Source organism: Shewanella eurypsychrophilus, from assembly GCF_007004545.3.
In the GTDB taxonomy this organism is placed as follows: domain Bacteria; phylum Pseudomonadota; class Gammaproteobacteria; order Enterobacterales; family Shewanellaceae; genus Shewanella; species Shewanella eurypsychrophilus.
On sequence record NZ_CP045503.2, the window covers coordinates 660,400 to 677,468 of the forward strand.

Annotated in this window: 11 protein-coding genes; 7 read left to right on the forward strand and 4 right to left on the reverse strand. The window is 44.9% G+C overall.

Translation table 11 applies throughout. From position 1 onward, the window contains the following. Positions 1-13: 13 nt before the first annotated feature. From accC to arfB, 4 genes are all read right to left on the reverse strand, one after another. A complete protein-coding gene (gene accC, locus FM038_RS02710; RefSeq protein ID WP_142871841.1) occupies positions 14-1,375 on the reverse strand; it encodes an acetyl-CoA carboxylase biotin carboxylase subunit in 1,362 nt (453 codons plus the stop codon). A 115-nt stretch (positions 1,376-1,490) separates the two neighbouring features. Next, complete coding sequence (gene accB / locus FM038_RS02715) at positions 1,491-1,973, reverse strand: acetyl-CoA carboxylase biotin carboxyl carrier protein (RefSeq protein ID WP_142871842.1); 483 nt, start codon at positions 1,971-1,973, stop codon at positions 1,491-1,493. Positions 1,974-2,031: 58 nt separating this feature from the next. Beyond that, positions 2,032-2,487, reverse strand: a complete 456-nt coding sequence (gene aroQ / locus FM038_RS02720) for a type II 3-dehydroquinate dehydratase (protein ID WP_142871843.1) — start codon at positions 2,485-2,487, stop codon at positions 2,032-2,034. Positions 2,488-2,689: 202 nt separating this feature from the next. Then, on the reverse strand, positions 2,690-3,106 hold the full coding sequence (gene arfB, locus FM038_RS02725; protein WP_142871844.1) for an alternative ribosome rescue aminoacyl-tRNA hydrolase ArfB: 417 nt from the start codon (positions 3,104-3,106) through the stop codon (positions 2,690-2,692). A 570-nt stretch (positions 3,107-3,676) separates the two neighbouring features. Between arfB and FM038_RS02730 the strand changes: the two genes are divergently transcribed. The 7 genes from FM038_RS02730 (at position 3,677) to FM038_RS02760 (ending at position 16,710) form a co-directional block, all read left to right on the forward strand. Then, positions 3,677-4,036 (forward strand): SpoIIAA family protein, encoded by a 360-nt coding sequence (locus FM038_RS02730; protein ID WP_142871845.1) that lies wholly within the window; start codon positions 3,677-3,679, stop codon positions 4,034-4,036. A gap of 10 nt (positions 4,037-4,046) precedes the next feature. After that, positions 4,047-4,247 (forward strand): DUF3012 domain-containing protein, encoded by a 201-nt coding sequence (locus FM038_RS02735; RefSeq protein WP_142871846.1) that lies wholly within the window; start codon positions 4,047-4,049, stop codon positions 4,245-4,247. A 148-nt stretch (positions 4,248-4,395) separates the two neighbouring features. Further along, positions 4,396-4,920, forward strand: coding sequence for a hypothetical protein (locus FM038_RS02740; RefSeq protein ID WP_142871847.1), 525 nt, complete (start codon positions 4,396-4,398; stop codon positions 4,918-4,920). 235 nt (positions 4,921-5,155) lie between these two features. Continuing rightward, entirely contained in the window at positions 5,156-6,499 is a 1,344-nt protein-coding gene (locus FM038_RS02745; protein WP_142871848.1) for a TolC family protein, read from the forward strand. 20 nt (positions 6,500-6,519) lie between these two features. Further along, complete coding sequence (locus FM038_RS02750) at positions 6,520-7,791, forward strand: efflux RND transporter periplasmic adaptor subunit (protein ID WP_142871849.1); 1,272 nt, start codon at positions 6,520-6,522, stop codon at positions 7,789-7,791. 47 nt (positions 7,792-7,838) lie between these two features. Then, positions 7,839-11,084, forward strand: coding sequence for an efflux RND transporter permease subunit (locus FM038_RS02755; protein WP_142871850.1), 3,246 nt, complete (start codon positions 7,839-7,841; stop codon positions 11,082-11,084). Between the two features lie 565 nt (positions 11,085-11,649). Then, positions 11,650-16,710 carry an outer membrane protein assembly factor BamB family protein gene (locus FM038_RS02760; RefSeq protein WP_142871851.1) on the forward strand — a complete coding sequence of 1,687 codons (5,061 nt, stop codon included), beginning with the start codon at positions 11,650-11,652 and terminating at the stop codon, positions 16,708-16,710. The last annotated feature ends 359 nt before the right edge of the window (positions 16,711-17,069 follow it).

The following is a 17,069-nucleotide window of genomic DNA, read 5'->3' on the forward strand; positions in this document are numbered from 1 at the left end:
GGCGAAGCCCGTTCTATTTAAGCACCTTCTCCTCAAGATAATGTATCGACTGCCCACCTTCTCTAAACCCTTCATCTTCGAGTATTCGCTGTAGAAGAGGCTGATTCGTTGATATGCCCACGATAACTAGCTCACTGAGCGCTGTTTGCATGCGCGAGATAGCTTCATTTCGTGTGGAGCCCCAAGTGATCAACTTACCTATCATGGAGTCATAAAATGGTGGGACTGTGTAGCCTTGATACAAGTGGGAGTCCCAGCGTACGCCGATGCCGCCAGGGGCGTGAAACCTGGTTACAGTGCCTGGGGAGGGGATGAAGCTTTGCGGGTTTTCGGCGTTAATCCGGCATTCAATGCTGTGACCTTTTAGTTGAATGTCGTCTTGTTTAATTGAAAGCGGCTTACCCGCTGCGATCTCCAGCTGTGCTTGGATTAAATCGATTCCAGTGACCATCTCTGTGATGGGGTGCTCTACCTGAATGCGGGTATTCATCTCGATAAAGTAAAAGTTTCCTGCTTCATATAGGAACTCGAAGGTGCCAGCGCCACGATAGCCAATATCGACACAGGCCTTAGCGCATAACTCGCCGAACTCTTGGCGAACTTGCTGGTTAATACCTAGGGCTGGCGCTTCTTCTACCACCTTTTGATGTTTGCGTTGTATGGAGCAGTCACGCTCGCCTAAGTGAATGGCATGACCTTGGCCATCACAGAGGACTTGAATTTCGATATGACGAGGGGTCTGTAGATACTTCTCCATGTACACATCGCCATTGGCAAAGGCAGCTTTGGCTTCAGCTTGGGTGAGAGCTATGGCCTGTATCAGCTCGCTTTCGTCATGGACGACGCGCATGCCACGGCCACCACCACCCGCAGTGGCCTTGATGATCACTGGATAGCCAATCTTGTTGGCTATCTGTTTATTGAGCTGAGCGTCATTAGACAGCATGCCGTCTGAGCCTGGAATCGTAGGTACTCCAGCCTTTTTCATTGCCGATATAGCCGAAATCTTATCGCCCATCAGTCGGATCACAGCCGCTGTTGGGCCAATGAAGCTAAAGCCGCAGGCTTCTACTTGCTCGGCAAAGTCAGCATTTTCCGATAGAAAGCCATAACCTGGATGTATGGCATCGACTGCGGTGGCTGAGGCCGCGGCTAGTATTGCAGGAATATTGAGATAGCTTTCGCTTGCGGCAGGTTTGCCTATGCATAAACTGGCATTGGCTTGTTCAATGTGTAAAAGGTCTTTATCTGCATTGGAGTATACGGCGACAGTTTCGATACCAAGTTGAGAACAGGCGCGCTGAATTCTCAGGGCTATCTCACCTCTGTTGGCAATAAGCACTCGCTTGATTGGGCGCACAACAGGCAGACTCATCAATGGCTATTCCTCTTTTGCTACTTAATAAAGTATCGAGTTTAAGACAAGGCTAAGAAAGTCTCTAGTCACGAGCTATAGACCTAAGCTCCTCACCCGCAACTTGCAACTAATACTATTCATCTTCAATAATGATCAAGGGCTGATCGAAGCCGACGGCGTCGCCACTCTCAACCAGAATCGATTTGATGATACCGCTGCGGTGGGCTTCTATCTGATTCATCATCTTCATCGCTTCGATAATGCAGACAGCTTGTCCCTGTTCGACTTGTTGTCCGATGTGGATAAGCGGCTCCGCTTCGGGTGCGGGGGAAAGATAAAAAGTCCCCACCATAGGTGAGATAACCATATTATCATTAGCTTCTTCGAATTCATCACTGAACATTGAGCTTGGGGATGTTTGTACTTGAGCTTGGCCCTGAGCTGCTGGCGATGTGGGTGAGTCATTACTCACTGTATAAACCTGTTGCGGTACATTAACTTGAGCTGGTCTTTGGCGACAGATACGTACCGACTCTTCACCCTCTTTGACTTCCAGCTCTTCAATGCCAGACTCTTGAACCAGTTCGATCAGCTTCTTTATTTTACGAATATCCATCACTCTTACCTTCAAATATTAGCTTAAACGTTTATCCTGATACCTGCTAACCAAATGATTAGTGTTCAGCTGACTTGGCATTTAATCGTGTAACTACTGATTGCAGGGCGAAGTGATAACCTTCGGCGCCCAAACCACAGATCACGCCAATGGCCTTATCTGAGAAATATGAGTGATGACGGAAAGGCTCTCGAGCATGCACATTAGAGAGGTGCACTTCGATAAAAGGAATGCTGACGCCTAATATTGCATCACGTATCGCTACGCTAGTATGGGTAAATGCTGCTGGGTTGATGATGATAAAGTCTGCATCTGTATTATGAATCGCATCAATAAGTTCGTGTTCGGCATTAGACTGGATATGTTCGAGTTCTATGCCTGCGTCTTTGGCCTCTTCCGTTAGGTCAGTAACGATCTGCGCTAAAGATTTTACACCATAATGCCCAGGTTCTCGTCGACCCAGAAGGTTAAGGTTTGGGCCATTAACTAATAAGACCTTTGCTTGGCTACTCATGTCTAAATCCTTTGATAATACAGATAACTGCTGCGCTAACGCACAGAAAATATGAATAGTTTGATTTCAACAGAAGTGAGCGGAGATGTCGACATTTGCCTGCATTTTCGACGAAATTGGGGGCAAGAAGGGGCAAGAAGGGGCAAGAAGGGACTAGAACCTAGGGACTAGTACCTAGGATCATGATTAATCGGCTTCATTTTTAATAATCCGACTTATTTCGTCTTAACGCTTTTGTGGCCCCTTTTTGCTTTTTAGCATCGACTCGTCGGCGTTGGCTGCCTTTGGTAGGTTTAGTGGCTACTCGTCTTTTCTGTACTATAGCTACACTGGCAACTAATTCGATAAACTGCGCCAGTGCGGTCTGGCGGTTAAAGTCCTGACTGCGACTCTGTTGGCATTTGACAATGATCTTGCCGCTCTTAGTTATGCGATGATCGGCGCGCTTTAGCAGGGCTTGTTTGTAAAAATCAGGCAGAGAAGAGGCGTTAATATCAAAGATAATTTGTGCCGCGGTAGAGACCTTATTGACGTGCTGACCGCCAGCACCACTCGCACGGATAAATTGCCATTCGAGTTCATTTTCTTGAAGATAGACACTGTTTGAAATTTTTATCATGGCAAAATAAGTCGTTATCTGGTGCAGCTATATTAACATTTTATTGAGCAGGTGCACTGTATACCAATCAGTATAAAGATGTGATCGCTCAGCGAGAGTTTAGCGCTTCAGAGGCAAGGCAACGAGTGAAGAGCATAGTAATTCTACGTACTAGCTCGTTAACACAGCATCAGATGCGCTAAAACTCGCCTTTCAGAAGTGTTTTTGGCCGTCTACTTCTTCGTTGAATAGCTTCACAAGGGAATAACCATTCCATCAACGATTCGTCTTGAATTAGTTGCCAAAAATCACTCTGAGTAGATCTCTTTCTTATACTGATTGGTATTTGTCATTTCCCCGTGATGGAGTAAGAGACATTGTTTGATATTTTACTCATGGAGATATCAATATCAGAACTAGGCGTATTAATAGAATAAAAATCAGTATTGATATAGTCACACTTGGTAAATCTGGTATTATTTTGGCATTCGTTCATTACTGATAGAGTCAGTATTGGCAAATCTGATATGCTTTAGTGACTTAGTAAAGTCAGCTACTGCATGACTGTTCATTTTTGTTCGGAGTTTCTCTATGCTATGCAAAATCCCCGATATTGCTGATGGGGTGATAAGCCTGTTTGCAAGTGGGCGTTTGTCGACTGCAGATTACCAGCAGATGCTTAAGCCCCTTATTGATGATTACCGTGAACAAACAGGTAAAGTCTGCCTCTATATCGAAGCCGATGTCTTACTTGAAGGCTGGGACTCTCAATCGCTATCAGGTCGCGGAGAGGTACAGCTACCAAAATTTGATGGTTTGGTATTAGTCGGTGGACCAGATTGGTTCGGAAATGCAGTCAAGCTGCTTGGACCATTTATGCAAGCGGAAGTGGCTTGGTATCCCCTAGAGGATAAGCAATTAGCTGCCGATTGGATTGCACTTAAACTTTAAAGGAAATTATATGTCTTCATCTAATCTTGTTAGCCACACCTTAGCTAAACTTAGCGCTGTTTCATTCGCCGCTTTTTTTGTCCTCGGTTTAAGTGGTTGTGCACCAGAAGTCGGTAGCGATAAATGGTGTAAGCAAATGGAAGAAAAGGATAAAGGCGACTGGAGTGCTAATGAAGCAGGCGATTATGCTAAGCACTGCGTGTTTAAATAAATAGCCACTGATTTAGAGTGTGCTAATGTGACGTAGGCAATACTTTACACACAGAAAAGTGAGTTAAGTATTGTCTGATCTGAACTTTTGATTACAATACGAGTCAGATTGGTTAGCACCAAGAACCCTAAATTTAATAAGGCTTTATTTGCAGCATTATTTTCGTCAATTCACTCACAAGATCGCCATAGCGATGATCGCCGTTGTGCTTCTGCAGTTTGCAGGTGGCAACATGGGTGAGCATCAGTTGCATCTTGGCAGCCATGACGAAGAGCCTGCAAATCATCCCCATGTTCAGTTTACAGCCCAGGTTACAACGGTAGAGATAGAGCAATGTACAGCATGTACTGATCCAAACTTTGCCGAACAAGATGCTAACTGTGATAACACCTATTCTGATGGTGAGTTCGTCACCAATGGCTATTTAGCGGCAAATTTCGATGATTCTTTCTCAACAGCATCCGCTACAGAGCCGCATAGCCACCAAATAACTAAGACTGAAATTAAACTTTTCGACCTCTGCTTAGACTGTCAGTGTCATGGTGGTCATGCTACGGTAATGACCCATTTATCGACTGAACCATCAGTTCCTTTAAGTGATGAACTTGTTGCTATGGTTAGTCGTTACTTACCTCCAGAATCTTTGCCTGATTACCGCCCTCCGATCGTATAACCCCTATACTTGCTCAAATAGCCTAATGCTATTTGAGCAAGTAGAAATCATGACTAAACGTTAATTGGATCTTTAGGCCATTTGCCTAAACGATCTTAGATATGATTTAACCCCAAAGCCATCTGTTAGACCTGCAATCTTCAGGCTGCAATCATCTGTCCGTAATGACAGTGAGATTGGGCTTGACTTGCGCTACAGCTTTTGCTGAATAGTTGGCTTGGGGATAGGAAATACGATGAAAAAGACCATAATAGCCAGTCTGTTATTAGCCTATTTTTCTAGTGGTGTTGTATCTGCTCAGGCTGAAAGCTTAGATCTAGCAGACACAGGTAGTGCACTTAATACTAGTGAAACTTGGCTAACCCAAGGTAGCCAAACAGGTTTCAAAGCCTGGTTACCAGGTTTGATGAAAACCTTTAATGCCTTACCTGAAATCGCTGCTCAAGAAGCCAGGCGTACCCAAGCACAATACGGTATCAGGGCTGCTGATCAGGCTATATATAATCCTGAGCTAGGCGTGGGTTATCAAAATGCCACCGATGATACTTACTCACTAGGCATCAGCCAGACCATTGACTGGGGTGATAAACGTGGCGCAGCGACGCGTATTGCCCAGCTTCAAGCAGAAGTGTTGCTGTCAGACATTACCCTCGAGCGTAGTCAGATGCTAGCAAGTGTGATCCAAGCTTTGGTGGAGCAATCTCAGAGCCGTAAGGCACTCGACTTTCAAAAACAACAGTTATCTTCCGCTAAACGTTCTCTGTATATCGCTAAACAGCAGTTACAGGTAGGGGATCTTTCCTCTGTAGCCATACAGTTAGTCCAGTTAGATCTTGCCAGCCGAGCCGCAGAATATGCGATGGCTGAGCAAAATTCTATATCAGCGGATGCCAATGTTTTGATGCTGTTAGGTGATAGTGAAACGCCATTTAGTGGATTTATCGGCGCATTGAACGTTGCCAGTATTTCGACGCAAATAGACCCTGAATTACCGGCATTGAAGAGTGCTTATCAACAAGTGATGCTGACTAAGCTCAACGCTGAACAGGTTAAAGCCGATACCTCTGCCGACCCAACCATCAGCCTCAATGCTGAGCGCGAAGGTGAGGAAAATAAGGTCGGTGTCGGTTTATCTATCCCACTGCAGTTTCGTAATAACTATAGCGATACATTCGCTGTAGCCAGCCAAGGTATTGCTATTGCTGAACAAACTTATTTGGCACAGGAACGAGTGCTAAAACAGCAACAGAAAAAGTTTTATCTGGCCATGCCCAGACTTAATGAGCGATACCAAGATTGGCGTGAATTAGTGCTCAATTCTGGTCAAGAAGCGGCATCGGGTCTTGCATTGCAATGGCGCGCCGGAGATATAGAAACCAGTGTGTATTTACAAAGTCAGCGTCAGCTGTCTACCAGTTACCTTGCGGGTTTGTCTTTAGAGACGGCTCTATATACAAGCTGGCTTGAATGGATGGGGGCTAGTGGGCAACTTGAGACATATTTAAATACTCAGTTAACAGCCTCATCAGAGATAAATCATTCAGGCGTTGAGCTAAATAGCGCTTCAGCTAAGTACTAATTCAGATGGGATCGTTTTTTATGAACACACTCAATAACAGATTTAACAGCTCTAGCCTAGATATGAGCGAGCAAGAACAAGCTATCACTACACCATTTAATCTTAATGCGCTTGCTAGAGCCATGAGCTTCGCATTTCTAATGACGCTAACTGCCGTCGTTGTTACTCCTTCAACGGCATTTGCTGGTGAAGGTCATGATCACGGCGCTGAAACAACAGAAGAAACTCAGGCACCTGCTGAAGACGATGGCCATGGTCATGGAGCAGAAGCTAGTGAGGAGAGCGGAGAAGATCATGCGCTTAAATTGACAGCTGAGCAGCAAGCGCTTGCCGGTGTTGAGGTGACGCAACTCTCCGAAGAGTCTTTTCGTTTAGAAGCTGTGGCTACAGCGACGTTAGTGGTCGACAGAGATAGAACCATGGCACTAGCACCTCAGCTTGATGTGCGTGTGTTAGCGCGCCATGTTGTGCCGGGTCAAGAGGTAGGTAAAGGCGATCCTTTGTTAACTTTAGGCGGTGTCGCTGTGGCGCAAGCCCAGGCTGATTATATTAATGCGGCAGCTGAGTGGAGCCGAGTTAAGCGTATGGGCAAGAGCGCAGTCAGTGCTAGCCGTCGACTGCAAGCGCAAGTCGATGCGGAGCTTAAGCGTGCCATCTTAGAGGCGATGAAAATGACACAAGCTCAGATTGCAAAGCTAGAGTCAAACCCGAGCACTATTGGTAGTTATCAACTATTGGCTCCTATTAAGGGTCGCGTACAGCAAGACATTGCCATGTTAGGCCAAGTGATCACCGCGGGAACAGCGCTTATGCAACTGACCGACGAATCGCATCTATGGGTAGAGGCACAAGTGACCCCAGCACAAGCTGAGAACATCAGTGTTGGCAGTAAAGCGTTAGTTCGCGTTGGTGATAGAACCTTAGAAGCGAAGATCATCGGCCGTTCACATGAACTTAACAGTGTCACTCGTACCGAACAGATTTTAGTGAGCCTTGAAAACCCTGGCCATGTTATTCATGCAGGGCAGTTTGCCGAGCTGTACTTACCTAGCTCAGTACAAGGTGGGGTGATCTTACCCGATGCGGCATTGACTCGTGGCGGTGACGGTGATTGGCAAGTATTTATTCAAGATGAAGATGGCTTCGAGGCGGTAGAAGTCGAAGTGGTTGAGCGTCAACGTGGCATGAACTTAGTTCGTGGTTTGGCACCTGGCAGCAATGTGGTGGTATCAGGGGCATTTTTCTTAGCCTCAGAGCAGGCAAAGTCCGGCTTCGATATCCATAACCACTAATTAGCGTTTAGCTATCACCACATTGTTGAATTTGAAGGAGCTCTCTTATGTTACAGAGACTTATTGAGGTTGCGATCCGTAACCGTCTAATGGTGGCGCTGGCGCTAATCGCCATTGCGATAGCCAGTGTTGCTATGTTGCCTAAATTAAATCTGGATGCATTTCCAGACGTCACTAACGTACAAGTCACCGTGAACACAGAGGCTGAAGGCTTAGCAGCTGAAGAGGTTGAGAAGTTAATCAGTTATCCCGTTGAGTCGGCCATGTATGCCTTGCCAGCCGTGACTGAGGTGCGTTCGCTCTCTCGTACAGGTTTATCACTGGTAACAGTGGTCTTTGCTGAAGGTACGGATATCTATTTTGCCCGTCAGCAAGTTTTCGAGCAGTTACAAGCAGCCAGAGAGATGATCCCAGATGGTATTGGTGTGCCTGAAATCGGTCCTAATACTTCAGGTTTGGGTCAGATCTATCAGTATATTTTGCGTGCTGATCCCGGCTCTGGCATCGATGCCAGTGAGCTTCGTAGTCTTAATGATTATTTAGTTAAGCTCATTATGATGCCTGTTGGCGGTGTCACTGAGGTGCTTTCTTTTGGTGGTGATGTGCGTCAGTACCAGGTGCAGATCGATCCAAATAAGTTACTTAGCTATGGCTTGACCATGGAACAAGTGACTACCGCGCTTGAAAGCAATAATCGCAATGCAGGTGGCTGGTTTATGGATCAAGGTCAGGAGCAACTCGTTGTTCGTGGTTATGGTTTATTACCTGCGGGTGACGCTGGTCTAGCTGCAATTAAGTTGATCCCATTAACAGAGGTAGCGGGCACGCCGGTACGTGTTGGCGACATCGCGACTGTCGATTATGGTAGCGAGATCCGAGTGGGCGCAGTAACGATGACGCGTCGTGATGAAGCGGGTCAGCCGCAAGCCTTGGGTGAAGTCGTAGCCGGGGTAATCCTCAAACGTATGGGGGCTAACACTAAGGCGACTATTGATGATATCAACGCACGTACAGCCTTGGTTGAACAGGCGTTGCCCGATGGCGTGACGTTCGAAGTCTTCTACGATCAGGCTGATCTAGTTGATCAAGCGGTGACCACAGTGCGTGATGCACTCTTGATGGCTTTCGTGTTTATCGTGGTGATTTTAGCGCTGTTTTTAGTCAACATTCGCGCCACCATGTTGGTGTTACTGTCTATTCCAGTTTCTATCGGACTGGCGTTGATGGTGATGTCATACTTTGGCATGTCGGCTAACTTGATGTCCTTAGGTGGGCTGGCGGTTGCTATTGGTATGTTGGTTGATGGGTCTGTGGTGATGGTGGAGAATATCTTCAAGCATTTGACACAACCCGACAGTCAGCACCTTAGCGATGCACGCAGTCGCGCCGATGGCGAAGCCGATCCTTATCATGCCGATGAAGATGGTGTGGCGACGTTGGCTCATACTGGCTCTACTGACGGGATCACAATGCGTGTCATGTTGGCGGCCAAAGAGGTATGTAGCCCTATCTTCTTTGCGACTGCGATCATCATAGTCGTATTCGCGCCTCTGTTTGCATTGGAAGGTGTAGAGGGTAAGTTATTTCAGCCGATGGCGGTAAGCATCATCTTGGCCATGTTATCGGCCTTGGTCGTGGCGCTTGTTGCGGTACCAGCCTTAGCAGTATTCCTATTTAAACGTGGAATTACCCTAAGAGAAAGTGCGGTACTTAAGCCTATCGAAAAGGTCTATCGCAAGTTATTGACCATGACGATGGCGAATCCAAAAGCGGTAGTCATCACGGCTATTACCTTGTTTGTACTCAGCATGTCCTTGTTGCCTCGTTTAGGGACTGAGTTTGTGCCAGAGCTTGAAGAGGGCACCATTAACTTACGTGTGACTTTAGCGCCTACTGCTAGCCTTGGGACTTCAATCGATGTCGCACCTAAGTTAGAGAAGATGTTGCTTGAGTTTCCCGAAGTTGAGTACGCCTTGAGCCGCATCGGTGCGCCAGAGCTTGGCGGCGATCCTGAACCTGTGAGTAATATCGAGATCTACATCGGCCTTAAGCCAATTGATGAATGGGAACATGCGGAAACTCGCATCGAGTTACAGCGTAAGATGGAGGAGAAACTTAGTGTCTATCCAGGTTTACTGTTTACCTTCTCACAACCTATTGCAACCCGTGTTGATGAGCTGCTATCTGGGGTTAAAGCTCAGCTAGCGATCAAGATATTTGGTCCTGATTTAGATGTGCTATCTGCAAGTGGTGAGCGTCTGACAGAGCTAGTGTCTAACATTCCTGGTGCGGTTGATGTATCTCTGGAGCAGGTTAGCGGTGAAGCTCAGCTCGTCGTGAGACCCAAGCGTGAGCTATTAGCGCGTTACGGTATCAGTGTTGATGAGGTGATGAGTCTGGTCAGTCAGGGGATCGGCGGTGTTAGCGCTGGCCAAGTGATCGACGGTAATGCGCGATATGATATTAACGTACGTCTTGCTGAAGAATATCGTAGTTCTCCCGATGCACTGAGAGATCTGATCCTCAAAGGTGTCAGTGGTGCTACGGTACGCCTTGGCGAAGTGGCTAGTGTCGAAGTTGAAATGGCGCCGCCTAATATTCGTCGTGATGATGTTCAGCGCCGAGTCGTGGTGCAGGCGAACGTTTCAGGCCGTGATATGGGATCTGTGGTTGAGGATATCTACGCTATCATTCCACAAGCGGAACTGCCAGCGGGTTATACCGTAGTGGTTGGCGGTCAGTATGAGAACCAGCAACGTGCTCAGCAGAAACTGATGCTGGTTGTGCCTATCTCTATCGGCTTGATTGCGCTCTTGTTGTTCTTCTCATTCGGCTCACTAAAGCAAGTTGCCCTTATCATGGCGAACGTGCCTCTGGCTTTAATCGGTGGTGTTGTTGCGCTGTTTATTAGCGGTACTTACTTGTCGGTTCCTAGCTCGATTGGCTTTATCACCTTGTTTGGTGTGGCGGTGCTAAATGGCGTAGTGCTGGTGGATTCGATTAACCAGCGTCGTCAACAAGCACTGAAACAGAAACTAGGTTCAAATGCGGGTGAGAGTCTTTATACCAGTGTTTATGAAGGTACAGTTGGTCGTTTACGTCCAGTACTGATGACGGCGTTGACCTCGGCGCTCGGCCTGATCCCTATCTTGATATCAACTGGGGTAGGTAGTGAGATCCAGCAACCATTGGCTGTGGTTATTATCGGTGGTTTGTTTAGCTCGACAGCTTTGACCTTACTGGTATTGCCAACACTTTATCGTTGGATGTACCAGAAAGAGGAGAGAAACTAGGTGCTAGGTGGTGTTAGTCACGAGGTACTAGGTTTGAGCAGTACCTCTCACCTAGAGACTTTCTTAGCTCTATCTTGAGCTAGATACTTTTTTAAAGCTGGAAGCTTAAAATGAGATGCGTAGCGTTAGTCTGCCGTCGCATCTTATATTCACTTGGTCACTTACTTTTCTGGTGAGTCGACTTGTTACGCGCAGCAGGACGCTGCGCTTTTTTAACGCAATAAACCTAAATATCTTTGTATTTCTTGCTGTCTCTTTTCATGCGAAAGACTGACTGCTTCAGCTTGCTAGTCGACTTTGGCATAGTCTTGATGAGATGTTCGTCTGTTATTTAAGTTTCTTGTTGCCTTTACGAAGCTAGATTGTTGTTTTTTATTTTGTTTTTGTGTATTTTATGATGCTCAATCAAGGATGAGTTTAGTTAAAAAGCCTACTAAGGACGGTATCTCAGTGTGAGTGCGCTTCCTTATATTTCTATATTCCTTCTTAAGTGAACAATTTCGTTTTCTGTCTAAAGAGTCTCTACCAATTTCTGGGCTCTCAAATTTGTCTGCTAGGATGCACAATGAAACTTACAATCACGCTTACGTTGCTCATGTTATGTCTATTTGGTTGTGGTGGAGGCGATGATAACTCTAGCCCTGAACCGCAACCAACACCGGTAACTGATACTGATAATGACGGCATCGCAGATAATGTGGATAAAGATGATGATGGTGACGGAGTTGATGATGACAAGGATGCGTTTCCATTAGATGCAACCGAGTCAGTCGATACAGACGGTGATGGTATTGGTAATAATGCTGATACTGATGACGATGGCGATGCTGTTCTAGATGAAGATGATGCATTTCCATTAGATGCTGCCGAGTCAGTCGATACCGACGGCGATGGTATAGGTAATAATGCAGATACTGATGACGACGGCGATGCTGTTCTAGATGAAAATGATGCATTCCCATTAGATGCTACCGAGTCAGTCGATACAGACGGCGACGGCGTAGGCGACAATAGTGATTTCTTTCTAACAGATGCGAGCTGTTTTGCAGAGTCAGATGGCAGTGAAGGGTTTTGTTATTTGACCTGGATGGCATCGCAGACAGTAAGCGTTGTGGAATACGGTGATAATGGCGTTGTCTATTTTTCTGGACCACAGTGGGGATTAGTACATAGATACGATAGTAATACAGAGCATTTCTTAACCCCTGTCGTCGTTCAAGCTAGTGATACGCCAACGATGGCCTATTCAGCCGGTCATCAGCGTTTCTATATCAGTGATGATAATGGCGACATCAGTTATATTGATGAGGATGAATTAGCTCATTTCGTGACATTAGATAATCCTGCTACTAGCTTAATTCCAGTTGGCAATTACCTACTTACGCTAGTGGAAGCCTATTACAGTAGTGAGTATGCTACTTACAATATTACCGGCGTAGTCTCCGAGCAGAATAATAATCACTTTGCTTTTCACTCAAGTGCTTACTCGTGGAATCAAGCTAAGTCTAGGCTGTATCATTTCCAAGATGGCCTCTCACCGAATGATCTTCTTTATACTGAAATTGATCAGTTAACGGGTCAAATAGGCCAATCAGTAGATAGTCCATATCATGGTGATTACTCTATTGAACCACCGCTCTCTATTTCACTAGACGGCAGTACCGTATTATTAGGTAGTGGAGATCTATATGACGCTGAAACATTAGAGTGGACAGGTTCAATCGCGAGTCAATTTAGCAGCGCATTCTGGTTAGCTGACAATGCTTTGGTCACGTTGCAAGCAAATTCAGGTGAATCATTTTTAGTTCGCCGAAATAAACAATTAGCGCTGCAAGAGTATGTCGCTATCGATGGTGAGTTATTAGGCGCATTTTCAAACAGTGATTCAGCGGTGTTAGTTTTAAAAACAGCTGAAAGAGTGTTGGTAAGCACATACCTAGTTAATGATGATAATGATGGTGATGGCGTAGTTAATATTGAAGATGCTTTTGCGCATAATGCCGCTTTTTCTAAAGACACAGATAATGACGGTTTTGCTGACGAGCTTAATGAAGGGATAGAAGCTAATGCGGAAATCTTGGCATTAATTGACGCATACCCACAAGATTCCGCATGTTGGCTAGCTGAGCATGGTGTTGATGGTGTGTGTGATTACCATGCTATGGTGCCTAATTTCAGCCCCGATGATGTGATCACTATTGACGGTGTTGTGTATCTATTAAGTGCTGATAATAAGAAAATATATCGCTGGATATCTGATACTCAATCTTATACCAATCCAATAAACCTGCGCTCTTCTTTACCATTCAATAGTGAAGACTCTGCAACACAACTTGCGTACTCAGAGACCCATGAACGCTTGTATGTGGGTTTTGATTTTGGGGCTATCAAGTATGTTGAGCTTGACAATCTGGCTCTATTGCAAGAGTTTGCAAACTTGAGTAAATCGGTGGATGGTTTAGCCAGTGTGGGTAACTTTATACTCGCTCAAGACAGCACTGGTGCTTGGGTATCACATCATATTTATAATCAAGATGGCATGCTCACCGATAGTAAGGATTGGAACTATTTTTCCCATACCTATGCATGGAATGAAGATACATCAAAGGTATATTTCTTGAGAGATGGAACTTCACCCAATGACCTGCATTTTGAAGAGATCGATCAGACTAACGGCACAATTATTAGTGCGGGTGATTCGCCCTACCACAGCAGTGCCGGCATCGCTCATCCGATACGGATTTCCAGTGATAACTCTAAAATCATCTTAGGCAGTGGCAGAGTTTTTGATGCTACAACATTAGATAAGCTCGCTGATTTAGCCTTGTCAGCGATTGATATCAGATGGATAGGAGATGAAATTTTTGCCTTGTCAGTGAATGAGGCTGGCTCATCGGTGATCTCTATTTGGTCTGCTGATGATTACCAAAAAATAGGTGAGTTGAATGTATCGGGGGCACCTGTCTCCCTTGAGATTAATGGTGACGATTTGGTAGTGGTGACCATGACTGGTGACACTCTTAGTTACCTTAATCAGTTAGTTGCAGATCACGATGGTGATGGTTTACCTGGTTGGTGGGAAGACCTGTATGGCTTAGATGATGCTAACAGCAACGACGCTGCAGTTGATTCAGACGCTGATGGATTGATTAATATCGGTGAATTTGAGGCTCGTACAAATCCTAATATAATCGATACAGATGGCGATGGCTTGAGTGATGGTGACGAGGTCAATACTGTTCATTCCGAACCGCTAAATGCTGACTCAGATGGTGATGGAATATCTGACGGTGATGAGGTCAATGAACATGGTACCGATCCATTAAATAGTGATTCTGATGGTGATGGTCTAAGTGACTATCTGGAGGTTGCAACGCTTGGCACAAATCCTTTAAGTCTTGATAGCGACAGCGATGGTATGCCTGATGCGTGGGAAGTTGACAATGCTACTAACCCGTTAGTGAATGATACCTCGCTTGATAACGACAGTGATGGCCTCATCAATGCTGATGAATTTGCTTATGGGAGCGATCCTAGCGTTATTGATAGTGACTTCGATAGCCTCAGTGATGGCGATGAAGTTCATACATACAATACGGATCCAACTAATGCAGATACGGATGAAGATCGTATGCCTGATGGTTGGGAGCTCACCTTTGGATTTAACCCTAACTTAGATTCTGATTCGGCACTTGATTTTGACACCGATGGCTTTTCCAATGTTAAGGAATATTTTTTAAAGACGGATCCAACGAATTTAACTGATAAGCCTGTGGCAAAGCAGTGGTCTAGCAATCAAGGCAACGCTGCGCATAATGGTCTCAATGTTGTAGACATTAATAGTAATGACTTGAGCTTACGTTGGAGTGTCGATATTCCGGTTAATTTCGATTATACGAATGACAGTATCGTTATCGCAGACAGTAAAGTTGTTGTCACGGGTAATCAAATTAACAACAGTTCAGTCAAAGAAATATTAAGCCTAGACGCACTAGACGGCACTATCGTATGGCAAAAATCCTATGAGGTGAACTCTATTACCCCTCCGGCAGTGAGTGATGGAAAAGTGTATTTTCAAACCGGCGGCCATGATGATTCCTTTGTTCGCGCCCTTGATATTACAAGTGGGAATTTAGTATTTAAATCGGCTTATAGCAATCAATGGTCAGATTTTGCTGCTCCTACCCCCTTTGGCGATAGTATCTATGTAGGAGGTGGTTCTTATGGCGGTATCTATCGATTTGATGCGAGCTCAGGTGAAGAAATTTGGTTTAGAGGTGGAAGCCATAGTGATTATTGGACGCCAGCAGTCGATCAACAATCAGTGTACTTTTTTAATGAGGCTTTAGATATTTTAGATAGAGAGACTGGTGAGTTGTCGGCATCTATAGCAGTAGATGGTTTGTCTTTTAATGGACAAATTCCAATTCTGGGTAATGAAGATGACCTATTTGTTAATTATGACAATGAATTGGTAGCCTTTGACCTAGCTGGAAACACCGTTAAATGGCAAAAGCAAGTAAGCTACTCAACATCCATTTCTGTTGGATTTGGTGAGGTCTATATTATCAATAATGACTCAATTAACGCGTTAGACTCAAGAGATGGCGCTTTATTGTGGGCTTGGGAGCCTGATAATAACGAGTCTTTACAGGGCAATATTGTCGTTAGCAATAATTTGCTGTTTGTCTCTGGCAGTTCAACCACTTTTGCCGTGAATTTAGAGAGCCATCAACAGGTATGGTCAATCTCAGAGAGTGGAAAATTGTCACTAGGTAATGAAGGCGCTCTGTATATACTTAATCAACAAGATTCAAAACTCGTAGCGATTAACGTCAGTGGTGATGCAGATAATGACGGTATGCTCGATTGGTACGAAGATTACTATGGGTTCGATAAACTTAACGCCGATGACGCTATTTTAGATGCAGATAACGATGGCTTAACCAATGTTGAGGAGTATGACTTAAGCACCAACCCAGTGAGTAACGATACTGATGGTGATCAAGTTAATGACGGCGAGGAGGTTAATACGTACCTGACAAATCCGCTTTTGATGGATACAGACTATGATGGCTTAGATGATGGTACAGAGCTCAATTCGACATTAACGGATCCCTTACTTGGCGATACTGATGGAGATTCATTTTCCGATGGTGATGAAGTGAATTTATATGCTAGTGACCCTAATGATGCTGATTCTAGGCCTACCGCTTTGACTGAGTTCAATGAGGGTTTCGAAGCTGAACTCGTGCTCAATTGGCAAAGCGGAGCCAGCTCAGGTGCTCCGTGGGCTAATTCGCAAACCAATTCGAGTCAAGGTGAAACAAGTTTCCGCTCAGGCAGTATTGGTGATTCGCAAGTTAGTAGTACAGAGTTTAAAGTATTGGTGGCGAGCGGAGTATTGAGCTTTGATAGCTTGGTCTTGTCGGAGCCATGCTGCGATCTACTTAAGGTCTATGTGAATGATGAACTCATGATGCAAACAGCCAGTCAGGAGTGGAGTACTCATTCGTTGAGTCTTGAAGCCGGTGAAAATACGGTTCGTTTCGATTATACAAAAGATGGCAGTGCCTCAAGCTTAGAAGATGCAGTATGGATAGATAACTTAGTTTTTAACCAGTAATTTACCTGTCGAAGTAATTTTTAAAAAAGCCCAATCTGTTGATTGGGCTTTTTTATTAGAGTGTCACGTCCTGAGGTAAGCAGATGTTTTGGGTGCTTATTAATGAATCCTTCAAATCCTATCTAAAATCTAAAATCTAAAATCCTTTGAAATCTACCTAACCTTTATAACTTCTAGTCTTTGCCTGTCAAACTAAAGACTGACCATTTCGGCTGCTTAGTTGACCGGAAAACAGTTCTCGTGAAACCTTTGTTAATTATTTGTTGGTTTCACCCAAGTGTTTAACTTCTATTACTGTCTGTTTTTAAAGTGGTTATTTTTTCTGTGACATTTTTGAAATGTAACTGAAATCAGCTTGA

Excerpts from the sequence above, each read along its gene's own strand:
- FM038_RS02745 (WP_142871848.1), top strand. The coding sequence starts at position 5,156 with ATGAAAAAGACCATAATAGCCAGTCTGTTATTAGCCTATTTTTCTAGT.
- FM038_RS02760 (WP_142871851.1), top strand. The coding sequence starts at position 11,650 with ATGAAACTTACAATCACGCTTACGTTGCTCATGTTATGTCTATTTGGT.
- FM038_RS02730 (WP_142871845.1), top strand. The coding sequence starts at position 3,677 with ATGCTATGCAAAATCCCCGATATTGCTGATGGGGTGATAAGCCTGTTT.
- FM038_RS02750 (WP_142871849.1), top strand. The coding sequence starts at position 6,520 with ATGAACACACTCAATAACAGATTTAACAGCTCTAGCCTAGATATGAGC.
- accC (WP_142871841.1), bottom strand. The coding sequence starts at position 1,375 with ATGAGTCTGCCTGTTGTGCGCCCAATCAAGCGAGTGCTTATTGCCAAC.
- arfB (WP_142871844.1), bottom strand. The coding sequence starts at position 3,106 with ATGATAAAAATTTCAAACAGTGTCTATCTTCAAGAAAATGAACTCGAA.
- FM038_RS02735 (WP_142871846.1), top strand. The coding sequence starts at position 4,047 with ATGTCTTCATCTAATCTTGTTAGCCACACCTTAGCTAAACTTAGCGCT.
- accB (WP_142871842.1), bottom strand. The coding sequence starts at position 1,973 with ATGGATATTCGTAAAATAAAGAAGCTGATCGAACTGGTTCAAGAGTCT.
- aroQ (WP_142871843.1), bottom strand. The coding sequence starts at position 2,487 with ATGAGTAGCCAAGCAAAGGTCTTATTAGTTAATGGCCCAAACCTTAAC.
- FM038_RS02755 (WP_142871850.1), top strand. The coding sequence starts at position 7,839 with ATGTTACAGAGACTTATTGAGGTTGCGATCCGTAACCGTCTAATGGTG.